Raw genomic sequence first — 13,323 nt, 5'->3', positions numbered from 1 at the left:
CTAGTTTACTTCCGAAGCAGCTAGCTCGAGTTCGTCTTGTTGGCGCTCATAGTCGTCTTTAACCAAGCGCCACCAGATATAGAACGCAAAGCCCGCGAAGACAATCCACTCCAGGGCATAGAAGATATTGAGCCAATTCACAGAGCCCTCATTCTTGGGGGCAAAGGAGTCAATGACCTCCAGTCCCGCAGGGGCGGTGTCATTGATGAGATATCCGGAGTACACCGTGCCGGTGTAACCAGGCCACTGGTTTACCAAGGAGGCCACGGACAGTGTGCTCTCGCTCAGCGGGTCGTCATTGGTTCCGGGCAGTTCCGGGGCTTCGGTGGGCATGAAGCGCCCTGTCCACAGCGTGGGGTCTGCCACAGGCTCCGCAGCAAGCTCCGCGAGAACGGCAGCGGCTTCGTCCTGGCTCTCCGTCCAGCCCAGTGCCACGGGCAGGCTGGCCTGGTCGACCGAGGTGATCATGCGGCCCACGACCCAGTAGCCCGCTTGGCCTTGGTTCAAGCGTCCGGTGAGCAGGGTGTAGGCCTGGGGGTCGAGATAACCGGTGATCTCGGCCATGTGGCCACCGGACTTATCGGTACTGGCCATTCCAGGCACAAGAAGGCCCTCGAGTGGAACAACAATCTCGGACTCGGTGTCGACTGGCTGCGCTGCCTCGATGGCGCGTTCGAGTTGCCATTGGCCCAGCCAGGCAAAAGCAGCTGCCAGGGCCATGACAAACAGCAAGAAGAGAACCCATTTCGGGCGAAGCGCAGTTTTGATCACTGTGGGGGCACTTCTGTAATGCTGGGCACGGCCGTGCGAATCGCGTTCGCTGCGTCGTCAGTGCTCTGCTGTTCTGCCGCAAACTCTGCTTCCACAGAGAGGCGGTAGTTGCGGGCTTCTGCCTTCTCTTCTGCTGCGCTCCAGCCGAGCAGTCCACCCATGATCTTGGCCACGACGACCGAGGCTTCAATGCCGCGGTCGCGGGTTTCAATGTTGTAGCGGGTGCGACGCGCCAGCACGTCTTCGACGTGCAGGGCGCCTTCGTGGGTGACCGCATAGGTCACTTCGGCACGGAGGTAGTCAGGGTTATTCGGCAGGGGTTCTGCCTGGCTGGGATCTGCGGCGATGAGTTCCAGCAGGTCGTCGGCCATGGAGCCGTAGCGGTTGAGCAAATGCTCCACCACAGCACGCGGCAGACCGGCCTTGGCCGCTGTGCGCGTGCGACGGTTCCAGGCTGCTTTATACCCGGAGGCTCCGAGCAGCGGAATAGACGCGGTCACACTCGGCGGGATCGAGCCTTCTCCGACGATGGCATTGAGTTCTTCCACAGCGGCGTCCACGGCGTCGGTGGCCATCACGCGGTAGGTGGTCCACTTTCCGCCGGCGATGAGCACCAGACCGGGCTTGGGCTTGACCACGACGTGTTCGCGGCTGAGCTTGGCCGTGGATTCTGAATCCCCGGCCAGCAAAGGCCTCAGGCCCACATACACACCCTCGATGTCGTCGTGGGTGATGGGCTCATCGAGCACGCTGTTCACGTGGTCAAGCAGGTACTGAATATCGGTGGCGGTCGCCGAGGGGTGCGCCTTGTCGTAGTGCCAGTCTGTATCGGTGGTGCCAATGATCCAGTGGCGTCCCCACGGAATAACAAAGAGCACACTCTTCTCGGTGCGCAGGAGCAAGCCCATGACCGACTTGAACTTCTCTCGGGGAACCACAATGTGGATTCCCTTCGATGCTCGCACGCGCAGCGTGCCGCCATCGTGCACGAGTTCCTGAGTCTTGCCTGTCCAGACCCCAGTGGAGTTAATGACCTGCTTGGCGAGGACCTTAAATTCTTCACCGGTTTGCAGGTCTTTGAGCGTCACGCCGACAACGCGACCTTGTTCTTGCAGGAAGCCGACAACCTCCGTGCGGTTGGCGGCGTGAGCGCCGTTGGCCACGGCGGTGCGGACCAGGTTGACTACATAGCGGGCGTCATCGACGCGGCCGTCGAAGTAGCTCATGCCGCCGATGATGCCGGAAGATCTCAGGCTGGGCGCAGCCAGGCCAATTTGGCGTTTACTCAGGTGACGGTGGTGTCCGACGCCCGGGCGTCGCCCGCCCGCGTAGGACAGCGCGTCATAGAGCAACATCCCTGCCCCGATGTAGGCACGTTCCCAGACGGGGTGCTCGACGGGATAGAGAAAACGTATGGGCTTAACCAAATGCGGAGCTAATTGCTGCAGCAAGAGTCCCCGCTCGGTGAGTGCTTCGCGCACGAGGTGGAAGTCCAACTGTTCGAGGTAGCGAATACCGCCGTGCACAAGCTTGGACGAACGGCTGGAGGTACCCGACGCCCAGTCTTGGGCTTCGACCACACCCACGTTTAGGCCACGGGTGGCCGCATCGAGTGCGCAGCCGGCACCCACGATGCCACCCCCAATAATGAGGACATCGAGTTCTTCGCTACTGGTGGCAGTTGCGCGCAGCGCAGCCAGCGCTTCAGCACGGGTGGCTGCGTTGAGCACACCCTGCGAAGCTGCTGCGCTGGACATTACAGTGTCGTATTCGTCGTGGGAGCAGTGGGAGCAGCGGCACTGTGTGCGGCGCTGTAGGGGGCCACCACAACCTCAACCCGCTGGAACTCCTTGAGATCGGAGTAGCCAGTGGTGGCCATGGAGCGACGCAGTGCGCCCACAATGTTGGCGGTGCCATCGGAGACCTGTGCAGGACCGAAGAGAAGTTCTTCGAGGGAACCCACCTGGCCCACATGCATGCGGCTGCCGCGGGGCAGCTCACCGTGGTGGGCTTCCTGGCCCCAGTGCCAGCCGCCACCAGGGGCGTCAGTAGCACGGGCCAGCGCAGAACCGAGCATGACGGCGTCAGCGCCGCAGGCAATAGCTTTCACCACGTCACCGGAGGTGCCGAGGCCACCGTCCGCGATGACGTGGACGTAGCGTCCACCGGATTCGTCCATGTAGTCACGGCGAGCGCCAGCTACGTCGGCGACCGCCGTGGCCATGGGAGCGTGAATACCCAGCGAGGCGCGGGTGGTGGAGGCTGCGCCGCCACCGAAACCGACGAGAACACCGGCAGCACCGGTGCGCATGAGGTGCAAGGCGGCGGTGTAGGTGGCTGCGCCACCGACAATGACAGGAACATCGAGTTCGTAGATGAACTTCTTGAGGTTCAATGCTTCGGTGCCCTGAGAGACGTGCTCGGCCGAGACGGTGGTTCCGCGGATCACAAAGAGGTCAACGCCGGCGCTGACCACGGTCTTGTAAAACTCTTGGGTGCGCTGAGGTGACAGCGCCGCTGCGACTGTCACACCGGAGGCGCGAATCTCGGCAATGCGAGCGGTGATGAGTTCCGCCTTGATGGGCTCTGCATAGATTTCCTGCATGCGTGCGGTCGCACGGTCGGCAGGAAGGGAGCGGATCTCGGAGAGGATCGGCACAGGGTTCTCGTAGCGGGTCCAGAGACCCTCGAGGTTCAGTACACCCACACCACCGAGCTTGCCCATGGCAATCGCGGTCTCTGGAGAGACCACGGAGTCCATGGGGGCAGCCAGGATAGGGATGCTGAACTGGTAGGCGTCAATGCTCCAGTTGACCGACACATCCTGAGGGTCACGGGTGCGACGGCTAGGGACGACGGCAATATCGTCGAAGGCAAAAGCACGGCGTGCGCGCTTCGAACGCCCAATCTCAATTTCCGTCATGATCTCCCCGTTTTCTTATTCAGTTTCTCGTTTGCGTGTTTACTTGCGGTAGTTCGGTGCTTCGACAACCATCTGGATGTCGTGCGGGTGGGACTCTTTGAGTCCAGCCGCGGTGATGCGCACGAACTTGCCGTTCGAGCGAAGGTCGGCAATGGTGCGTGCGCCGACATAGAACATGGACTGGCGCAGGCCACCGACCAACTGGTGGGCCACAGCGGCCAGAGGGCCGCGGTAGGCCACACGGCCTTCGATGCCTTCGGCGATGAGCTTGTCATCACTGGGCACGTCGGACTGGAAGTAACGGTCCTTGGAATAGGAGGTGCGCTCACCACGGGTCTGCAGGGCACCCAATGAACCCATGCCGCGGTAGCTCTTGTACTGCTTGCCGTTGTCGAAGACGAGGTCTCCAGGGCTTTCGTCACACCCGGCAAACAGAGACCCGAGCATGACGGACTCTGCACCGGCCACCAAGGCCTTGGCAATGTCACCGGAATACTGCAGACCACCATCTGCAATGACGGGAACGCCCGCGGGACCTGCTGCTTGGTAGGCCTCCCAGATGGCGGTGACCTGGGGCACACCCACACCAGCTACAACACGGGTGGTGCAGATAGAACCGGGACCGACGCCTACCTTCACGCCGTCCGCACCGGCGTCAACGAGTGCCTGTGCACCGCTGCGGGTTGCGACGTTTCCACCGACCACGTCGATGTGCGCAAAAGAAGGGTCTTTCTTGAGCTTGCGAATAATGTCGAGTACACCGGCAGAGTCACCGTTGGCAGTGTCAACAACCAGAACGTCGACGCCGGCATCACGCAGGGCCTCGGCACGCTCCCAGGCGTCGCCGAAGAAACCTATGGCTGCTCCAACGCGCAGGCGTCCTGCCTCGTCCTTGGTGGCGTCGGGGTACTTCTCCGACTTGTCAAAGTCTTTGGTGGTGATGAGGCCGGTCAGTTTGCCGGCGGCGTCCACGATAGGAAGCTTCTCAATCTTGTTGGCGGCGAGCAGACCAATGGCGTCATCTGCAGAGACACCCACCGGTGCGGTGATGAGGGGCATCGGGGTCATGATGTCCCGCACGCGCAGTACACGCTTGTCTGCTTCGGAGACGAAGCGCATATCGCGGTTAGTAATGATGCCGACGAGTGTGCCGTCGGCATCGATGACGGGAAGGCCGCTGACGCGGAACTGACCACAGAGGTCATCGACTTCGGCCACGGTTGCCTCAGCATGTGTGGTGACCGGGTTCGTAATCATGCCGGACTCGCTGCGCTTGACCTTATCTACCTGGTCAGCCTGGTCCTCAATAGAAAGGTTACGGTGCAGGATGCCGATACCGCCTTGGCGGGCCATGGCAATCGCCATGCGGGCTTCGGTCACGGTGTCCATCGCGCTGGAGATCAGAGGCTTAGACAGGGTAATGCGGCGCGTGAAGCGGCTGGAGGTGTTTGCCTCGCTAGGAATAACGTCGGTGTGGCCAGGCAGCAACAGGACGTCGTCGTATGTCAGTCCAACAAATCCGAATGGATCGTTCTGGGCCATTGATTCCTCAGTTTCGTATCGTATTTAAACAAATATTCCGGCTGTTTTCCGCGACAGCATTGATGAGTCTCTACAGACAAGCTTAACGGGTTGGCGCGCAGTGTCATTCCCCGGCTAGTGTCTTGAATTATTGGTTTATCGCGCTGTGGAAACAAGTGCGACATAATCAATGCGTATCGTCTTTCAATGTTGAAAGACGATTTATTTGACAGCATCCAGACAAGCCCTCGCACCTCGCCTGTCCACTAGGAGGATTAGTGCCCACCGCTCAAATACAGACAGCGCGTAAAACGCTCAGCCCGAGAGTGGCTGTCGGACTCCTTCTTACCTTTGTCTCCCTCGCATTTGCGCTTTTTGGAGGCATGTCTTCGGCACACGCAGACGAGGTCGGAGCTGAATACGAATATGCCTTCAGTGGCAACGTGCAGTACCAAGACAAGCCCGTCGAAGGTGTCAAGATCAGCGTTTCCGGCAACGGCTACGACGCGGAGACCGTGACGGACGCAGAGGGTAAGTGGAAGATTGGTGTTCCTGAAAAGGAGAAATACACCATCACCATGGATGAATCCACACTTCCAGACGGTGTCATCGTTGCGGAAGGTGGCTCCTCCGTCGAAGCAGAGTTTGGCCTTTCGGGCAAAAAGAGTGTGAACTTCTTCCTCGGCCAAGGCGAACGAGTGGTGGTCAGTTTTAGCGACCAACTCATTGCCCGATTCTTTGACGGCATCAACTTTGGTTTGATGTTGGCACTTGCCGCTATTGGTGTTTCGCTGGTGTTTGGAACGACAGGTTTGTCCAACTTCGCTCAGGCTGAAATGGTGACCTTCGGTGCTCTCGCCGGTCTGTTCTTCTCCACGGTGCTGCAGCTGCCTATCTTGTTAGCTTTGCTCCTTGCCGTCGTTGCCTCTGGTGCTTTCGGCTGGTCGCTTGATGCGGGAATTTGGAAGCCGTTGCGTAAGAAGGGCATCGGCCTTGTGCAGATGATGATCGTGAGTATCGGTCTGTCCCTGGCTTTGCGTTATGTCTTCCTCTTCTTCGTGGGTGGTTCCACACTTCAACTCGAAGGTGCCGGAGATGCCAAGTTCCAGATCTTCGGACCTATCTCGCTGGCCATGAGCGACATCATCTCTATGGTGATCAGCATCGTGGTTCTCGCCGGTGTCGGATTCTGGTTGCTGCGCACTCGCATTGGTAAGGCCACTCGAGCTATTTCTGACAACGCCTCGCTTGCGTCCTCCTCTGGAATCGATGTCGACGGTGTGATCCGCATCGTCTGGATTCTCTCCGGTGCGCTGGCTGGCCTGGCAGGTATTCTCTGGGCCTACTTCCGTCCCGGTATCAAGTGGGACATGGGTGGACAGATTCTGCTGCTCATCTTTGCTGCGGTGACCTTGGGTGGTTTAGGTACCGCGTTTGGCGCTTTGGTTGGTTCGATCATCATCGGTGTGATGGTTGAAGTTTCCAGCCTCTTTATCCCTGCAGACATCAAGTACATCGGTGCACTTCTCGTGCTCATCTTGGTCCTGCTCGTTCGTCCTCAAGGCATCTTGGGACGAAAAGAGAGAATAGGTTAGGAGGCGCAACATGGACATTCTCGGAATGCTGTCAAACACAGCCTCATGGATTATTAGCCCCACAACGATTGCCTATGCAATTGCTGCCGTTGGCCTCTCCGTTCACTTCGGATATGCGGGTCTTCTGAACTTCGGTATGGCCGGATTCATGGCGCTGGGCGCCTATGGCTACGCCATCTCTATCCTCAGCTTCGGCTGGCCTTGGTGGGCAGGCATCCTGGTGGGTGCGGGTGCTTCGGTCATCTTCGCTGTTCTGCTGGGTATCCCCACGCTACGTTTGCGCGCGGACTATTTGGCCATTGTGACGATTGCGGCCGCAGAAATTCTGCGTTTGCTCTTCACAACCATGCTCTTTGACGAGTGGACGAACTCCGCTGACGGTTTGGGTGGCTACCACGATAGTTTCCGTGCAGCCAACCCCATCCCGCCCGGCGAGTATGGTTTCGGTCCTTGGATGTACAACGAGAAGGACTGGTGGGTCCGCATCTTCGGCTTCGTCCTTCTCGCTATCGCCGTGCTGATCGTCTGGTCTCTCATGCGCAGCCCCTGGGGTCGTGTACTCCGCGGTATTCGTGAAGACGAGGACGCCGTTCGCGCACTGGGTAAGAACGTCTTTGCCTACAAGATGCAGGCACTCATCATCGGTGGTGTCTTCGGCGCCATGGCTGGTGTGGTCTTTGCTCTGCCTTCGGCCGTTGTTCCCGGTTCCTATGTCACCAGCTTGACGTTCTTTATCTGGACGATTGTGCTGCTCGGTGGTGCCGCCACGGTCTTCGGACCCGTTGTCGGTTCTGTCATCTTCTGGGTGATTATGGCGGCCCTCGACAACATCATCCCTGCTCTCGCGGACGCTGGAATTCTTCCCATTACGAACATCCAGGCAGGTGTCCTCCGGTACATCTTCGTCGGTGTTGCTCTGATGCTCATCGTGATCTATCGACCACAGGGCATCTTTGGAAACAAGAAGGAGCTGACCTTTGTCAAGTAATCCACTCCCCACCGGTGTCACTCCCGTGAAGTCCACCGGACTTCACGTGGGAGAAATTGCTCCCGGCGTGAAGAAGGTCGACCCCATCATCATCGCTGACGGTGTGACACGTAAATTCGGTGGTCTCACCGCTGTGAACGTGGAGCACCTCGAGATTCCTCGTAATGCCATTACGGCACTGATCGGCCCCAACGGTGCCGGTAAGACCACTCTGTTCAACCTGTTGACTGGTTTTGATAAGCCAGACACCGGCAGCTGGACCTTCGATGGCAAGAACATGAAGGGCGTTGCTGCCTACCAAGCTGCCAAGCTGGGTCAGGTTCGCACCTTCCAGCTCACCAAGGCTCTGGGTTTGCTCACCGTCATGGAAAACATGAAGTTGGGCGCCAAGAACCAGGTGGGTGAACGCATCTTCCCCAGCCTGTTCCCTGGTTTCTGGCGCAAGCAAGAAGCCACGAACGAGGTGAAGGCTCTGGACCTGCTCAAGAAGTTCAAGCTAGATACCAAGCAGACCGACTTCGCTGCCTCCCTTTCGGGCGGTCAGCGCAAGCTGCTGGAAATGGCCCGCGCACTGATGAGCGATCCCAAGCTCGTCATGCTCGATGAGCCCATGGCTGGTGTGAACCCTGCGCTGACACAGTCACTGCTGGAACACATTCTGAACCTCAAGCAAGAAGGCATGACGGTACTCTTCGTCGAACACGATATGCACATGGTTCGCCACATCGCGGACTGGGTTGTCGTGATGGCGATGGGTGAAGTCGTGGCTGAAGGTCCACCCGATGAGGTTATGCGTAACCAGAAGGTTATCGACGCCTACTTGGGCAGCCACCAAGACGTCGACCTCGGTGTTGTCACCGGTCGCGTCAAGGGAAAGATGGACCCTGAAGCCAAGAAGATGGCGGAAGAAGTCGAACACTTGGATCAGGCAATCAACGCATCAGAGAAGGGCGACAACTAATGGCCGCTCCTGCAGAAACTCCCGTCGTCCAGGTCGCTGGTTTGACGGCAGGTTATCTCCCCGGAATCAACATTCTGACGAACTGTAACCTGACCGCAAACAAGGGTGAACTCATTGGCATTATCGGCCCCAACGGTGCCGGTAAGTCCACACTGCTGAAGTCCATCTTCGGTCTTGTCAAAGTTCGTGAAGGCGACATCACCCTCAACGGTGAGAGCATCTCTAACCTCAAGCCCAACAAGCTGGTGGCTAAGGGAGTGGGTTTTGTCCCCCAGACAAACAACGTCTTCCCCAGCTTGACCATCGAAGAAAACCTGCAAATGGGTCTGTACCAGAACCCCAAGATCTATGCAGATCGCCTGGAGTTCGTCACCAGCATCTTCTCGGAGATGGGTGCACGCCTCAAACAGCGTGCGGGTGGTCTTTCCGGTGGTGAGCGCCAGATGGTCGCTATGAGCCGTGCGCTCATGATGGACCCTCACGTGCTGCTGCTCGATGAGCCCTCCGCAGGTTTGTCTCCCGTACGTCAGGATGATGCCTTCTTGCGCGTCTCAGAGATCAACAAGGCGGGTGTGACCACCATCATGGTGGAGCAGAACGCTCGTCGGTGCTTGCAGATCTGTGACCGCGGGTATGTTCTCGACCAAGGACACGATGCCTACACCGGCACCGGCCGTGAGCTCCTGAACGACCCTAAGGTCATCGGACTCTACTTGGGTACTCTGGGCGAGTAATAAGCCGTCAGACAGACACAGAACGCCACAGAGCGGCCCCTGGATAATCCAGGGGCCGCTTCTCTGTTCCCCTGCTGTCCTTCTTCAGCCTCCGTGAGCATTGGTTCTCGCTCTGCCCCTCTGCGTTATCTCAGAGTTATCTCTGCGCTTAAACGAAGGAAGCCCCCGGCATACGCCGGGGGCTTCCTCTGCATCAGGTATTAGTCGATGCGGGTGTACTTGTTGTCAGCACCGTACTGGTAGATACCAATAACAGCCTTGGTTGGGTCACCAGCTGCATCGAACTCGATCTGAGAAGAAACACCATCGTAGTTGATGGCCTTACCTTCGTTGATGAGTGCTGCACAGTCAGCGAACGTGGTGCACATTTCACCGTCGGGACCGGTTACGGAACCCATCTCAGCAGCAATGTCTACACCGTTGGTGGAGCCAGCCTGCAGAGCAGCGAGAGCGGTCACGATAACTGCATCGTAGGATTCACCTGCGTAGGAGAAGTCCTCGAGAGCTTCGTTGCCTTCAGCAACCCAGTTGTCGTTCACGCGAGTGGTGAAGTCATCAGAGAGGACACCACCGGGGAGGGTTCCCTTTGCACCTTCGATGCTGACGGGGAGGTCAGCACCGTACTGTGCGAGGTTACCGTCTACGAGGTAGATCTTCTCTGCAGGGTATCCAGCAGCAACCAGTGCAGGTGCAATGGTCTTGAACTCGTCGAAGGTGATTGCTTCGATTGCGTCAGGGTTCTGAGCAACGATGGCAGCAATCTGAGAGTCGAAAGTGGTGTCACCTGCGTTGTAGGACTCAGAGGCGACGACCTTACCGCCAGCAGCTTCGAAGGAAGCCTTGGTTGCCTTCTCGAGACCGGTACCGTAAGCGTCGTTCAGGTAGATGATACCGAGGGTGGCAGCGCCATCTTCAGCAATCAAGTTACCGAGAACTTCACCCTGGAGGAGGTCAGAAGGAGCGGTACGCCAGTAGAGGTTGTTGTCATCCCAGGTGGTGAAGTCAGGCGAGGTGTTTGCAGGAGAAATCTGCAGAACGCCTGCACCAGTTACCTGGTCAATGAAGAGCTTGGAAACACCGGAAGAAGCAGCACCAACAATGACGTTCACGCCAGAGTCGAGAAGCTTAGGAACGGTGGTCTCGAATGCCTTGTTGTCTGCGTCACCAGAGTCACCATAGGTAACGTCAACGGTGATACCTGCGTTTGCTTCGTTGATTTCAGCAGCTGCAAGAGAGACACCAGCTTCTTCGGGGGGTCCGAGGAATGCGAGAGAACCGGTCTGAGGAAGCACAGTTCCGACCTTGAGGGTCAAGTCTTCAGATGGCTTGCTTGCTTCGTTGGATCCGCTTGCACAGCCGGCGAGCATCAGGACTGATGCTGCAGCAATAGCGATACCGCTAAGTGCACGGGAGCGGCGTGAAAATGCGCTCATGTTACTCCTTGGTGATTAATGTGATCAGAGCACGCGTGAACGCACTCCGTTGTATTTCCAAACTATTCGCTTGGTGTTTCCACAGACAACATTTCCCGGTTACAACTGGGTAACAAACTGTGAGATTCTGACATAGTTCTCAACACAACAACGGAATTCGTTGTTTTTTCGAAGGAAAACTACGGAATTGCGTGTGGGTTACTTCTTGACGAAAGAAGTAACACCTGTTTTTGCGTCGTAGTTCATCTGACCGGAGATGCCGACGTAATCAATCGAAGGCTTCTTGGTGAGGACGTCCAGGCACATGCCGTAGCTGGTGCAGGTGATGCCACTGTGAGACGAAACGGCGACGAGGCCCTGCACGACAGACGCACCGCCGTCATCCTTGGCCACGGTGGCAGCCAGAGCAGAGGCCACAGTGGCGTCATATGCTTCGGCGCCATATCCGAGGTCAGCCAGGCTGGGGTCTGAAGACTTGAGGCGAGCAGCGAAGGCATCATCGGGAGTGACCACCTTCACGGTGCCCTCCTTCGACGCGTTGGTGCCGGTGGCGAGGGAGATGATGGCCACGTTGCTCTCGTTCTTGGTCACCAGATCCTGCAAGGTCTTGGTCACGGTGGCAGAGTCAGGAGCGATGATGACATCAACACCACGAGAAAGAAGGTCGTTAAAGCTTGCCTCAGTGACCGCGGCGTCGCCGTCACCAGCGTTACGGTGGAGAACCTCCACGGGAACCTTGTTGTAGCCACCCGCTTCGTTGATCTCGCGGACAGCAAGCTCCACACCGGCAGCCTGCGAGTTGCCGTAGGCAGCGAGGTCGCCAGTGGTGGGGGTCAAGTCACCAATGCGCAGGATGCCGTCGCCCGAAGCCGCCACTGGAGTGGGGGTTGCGGTGGGCTTAGGCGCAGCTTCCCCAGAGCACGCGGTAAGGCCGACAACGGCAAGACCAGTGACGAGAACGACTGCAGCTTGAGTGAAACGCACGATGACCCTTTTCTGTGTGGAAAGTTCTTCTCCACAGTACCGAGGACTCAGGCGAGAACCGGGGATGGCACGCGCGCTTGCCGAGGTCTACTCGATAGCGAGTTCCTCGGCTGCGCGCGCAATGCGATTGGCATTACCGGCACGAAACATATCAATGGTGAGCACAATCAGGGCTATCCAAATAATGATGAAGCCAACCCAGCGGGTGGTGGGCATGGGTTCGTGGAGCACGAAGACGGCCAGTAAGAAAGAAAACAGCGGGGTCGAGTATTGGATCAGCCCCACCGCAGTCAGCGGCAGGCGCCTGGTTCCGGCACCAAACAAAATCAGGGGAACCGCGGTCACCACACCCGAGCTCATGAGCAACAGCATGTGGCCGGTGCCGTAACCGATGAAGGTGAGGCCCACCAAGTTGGACACGATGACCAGCTGAGTAATGGCCACCGGGGTCATCCACATGGTCTCCACCGTGAGGCTACTGATGGCATCGACGTTCTTGCCAATGCGCTTTTTGAGCAGGCCATAGAAACCGAACGAGATAGCCAACGTCAACGAGATCCAGGGGATGGTGCCGTAACTCACGGTCAACACAACAACGGCAACAAAACTGATGCCGACGGCTACCCACTGCAGGGGACGTAACCGCTCCCGAAGCACCAGTACACCCAAGACCACGGTCACGATGGGGTTAATAAAGTAGCCCAGGGACGATTCCACAATCTGGTTGTTGAGCACCGCGAGGATGAACACCTGCCAGTTGATGTAAATCAAGACCGAGGCGACACCCAACAGCAACATGGTGCGGCGCTGCTTCAGCAGCCCCAGCAGCGTTTTCCAGTTCTTGGTGAACGCGATGAGAATCGCACAGAACACGAGCGAAAACAGGATGCGATAGCCCACCACTTCGAACGGCGTAGCCGGTTCGAGGGTGAGGAAGTAGAGAGGAAAAACGCCCCAGAGCCCATAGGCTCCGATGGCATACGCCAGGCCTGAACGGGATAACTTGGCAGGCACCTTCGACGCACCGGCAGTAGTCATCCCTCGAGACTACTCCGGGTTAAACAACTGTGGGCCCCGGTTACTCCGGGACCCACAATGAAGTGTTCTAAATTAGCGAACGACGATCGCAAGAACGTCACGAGCAGAGAGCACGAGGAACTCTTCTCCGGCGTACTTGACCTCGGTTCCGCCGTACTTCGAGTAGATGACCTTGTCACCTTCTGCGATGTCCAGGGGAACGCGGTTACCGTTGTCGTCGATGCGGCCGGGGCCTACTGCGACAACGATGCCCTCCTGGGGCTTTTCCTTGGCAGTGTCAGGAATGACGAGACCGGAAGCAGTAGTCTGCTCGGCTTCAACCTGCTTGATAACGATGCGATCTTCGAGCGGCTTAATGGCGACCGACACGGTTGA

At 58.0% G+C, this 13,323-nt stretch carries 12 protein-coding genes; 4 read left to right on the top strand and 8 right to left on the bottom strand.

Going from position 1 to position 13,323, the window contains the following annotated elements; genetic code table 11:
* From M2119_RS03020 to guaB, 4 genes are read right to left on the bottom strand one after another with little or no spacing between them, the layout of a single operon-like run.
* Entirely contained in the window at nucleotides 1-771 is a 771-nt protein-coding gene (locus M2119_RS03020; protein ID WP_280803482.1) for an SURF1 family protein, read from the bottom strand.
* On the bottom strand, nucleotides 768-2,528 hold the full coding sequence (locus M2119_RS03015) for a glycerol-3-phosphate dehydrogenase/oxidase (protein ID WP_280803481.1): 1,761 nt from the start codon (nucleotides 2,526-2,528) through the stop codon (nucleotides 768-770). Before M2119_RS03015 ends, M2119_RS03020 begins: the two co-directional genes overlap by 4 nt.
* The gene (locus tag M2119_RS03010) at nucleotides 2,528-3,694 is read right to left on the bottom strand and encodes a GuaB3 family IMP dehydrogenase-related protein (protein ID WP_280803480.1); all 1,167 of its coding nucleotides are present in this window, start codon (nucleotides 3,692-3,694) and stop codon (nucleotides 2,528-2,530) included. The genes M2119_RS03015 and M2119_RS03010 overlap by 1 nt, the downstream gene beginning before the upstream one ends.
* Nucleotides 3,695-3,733: 39 nt before the next feature.
* Nucleotides 3,734-5,236 (bottom strand): IMP dehydrogenase, encoded by a 1,503-nt coding sequence (gene guaB / locus M2119_RS03005; RefSeq protein WP_280803479.1) that lies wholly within the window; start codon nucleotides 5,234-5,236, stop codon nucleotides 3,734-3,736.
* Between the two features lie 362 nt (nucleotides 5,237-5,598).
* Between guaB and M2119_RS03000 the strand changes: the two genes are divergently transcribed.
* From M2119_RS03000 to M2119_RS02985, 4 genes are read left to right on the top strand one after another with little or no spacing between them, the layout of a single operon-like run.
* Nucleotides 5,599-6,810, top strand: a complete 1,212-nt coding sequence (locus M2119_RS03000; RefSeq protein WP_280803478.1) for a branched-chain amino acid ABC transporter permease — start codon at nucleotides 5,599-5,601, stop codon at nucleotides 6,808-6,810.
* Nucleotides 6,811-6,820: 10 nt separating this feature from the next.
* Nucleotides 6,821-7,798 carry a branched-chain amino acid ABC transporter permease gene (locus tag M2119_RS02995; protein WP_280803477.1) on the top strand — a complete coding sequence of 326 codons (978 nt, stop codon included), beginning with the start codon at nucleotides 6,821-6,823 and terminating at the stop codon, nucleotides 7,796-7,798.
* The gene (locus M2119_RS02990) at nucleotides 7,788-8,759 is read left to right on the top strand and encodes an ABC transporter ATP-binding protein (protein ID WP_280803476.1); all 972 of its coding nucleotides are present in this window, start codon (nucleotides 7,788-7,790) and stop codon (nucleotides 8,757-8,759) included. Before M2119_RS02995 ends, M2119_RS02990 begins: the two co-directional genes overlap by 11 nt.
* Nucleotides 8,759-9,493, top strand: a complete 735-nt coding sequence (locus tag M2119_RS02985; RefSeq protein WP_280803475.1) for an ABC transporter ATP-binding protein — start codon at nucleotides 8,759-8,761, stop codon at nucleotides 9,491-9,493. Before M2119_RS02990 ends, M2119_RS02985 begins: the two co-directional genes overlap by 1 nt.
* 200 nt (nucleotides 9,494-9,693) lie before the next feature.
* Here the strand turns inward: M2119_RS02985 and M2119_RS02980 are convergent, their stop codons facing one another.
* From M2119_RS02980 to groES, 4 genes are all read right to left on the bottom strand, one after another.
* Entirely contained in the window at nucleotides 9,694-10,926 is a 1,233-nt protein-coding gene (locus M2119_RS02980; protein ID WP_280803474.1) for an ABC transporter substrate-binding protein, read from the bottom strand.
* Between the two features lie 198 nt (nucleotides 10,927-11,124).
* Nucleotides 11,125-11,910 carry an ABC transporter substrate-binding protein gene (locus M2119_RS02975; RefSeq protein WP_280803473.1) on the bottom strand — a complete coding sequence of 262 codons (786 nt, stop codon included), beginning with the start codon at nucleotides 11,908-11,910 and terminating at the stop codon, nucleotides 11,125-11,127.
* A gap of 87 nt (nucleotides 11,911-11,997) precedes the next feature.
* A complete protein-coding gene (gene rarD, locus M2119_RS02970; RefSeq protein ID WP_280803472.1) occupies nucleotides 11,998-12,948 on the bottom strand; it encodes an EamA family transporter RarD in 951 nt (316 codons plus the stop codon).
* Between the two features lie 72 nt (nucleotides 12,949-13,020).
* On the bottom strand, nucleotides 13,021-13,317 hold the full coding sequence (groES, locus tag M2119_RS02965) for a co-chaperone GroES (protein WP_280803471.1): 297 nt from the start codon (nucleotides 13,315-13,317) through the stop codon (nucleotides 13,021-13,023).
* Nucleotides 13,318-13,323: the final 6 nt, after the last annotated feature.

It is taken from the genome of Aurantimicrobium minutum, from assembly GCF_029894165.1.
Classification (GTDB): domain Bacteria; phylum Actinomycetota; class Actinomycetes; order Actinomycetales; family Microbacteriaceae; genus Aurantimicrobium; species Aurantimicrobium minutum_A.
This window is presented reverse-complemented; position numbering and strand designations above follow the sequence as displayed.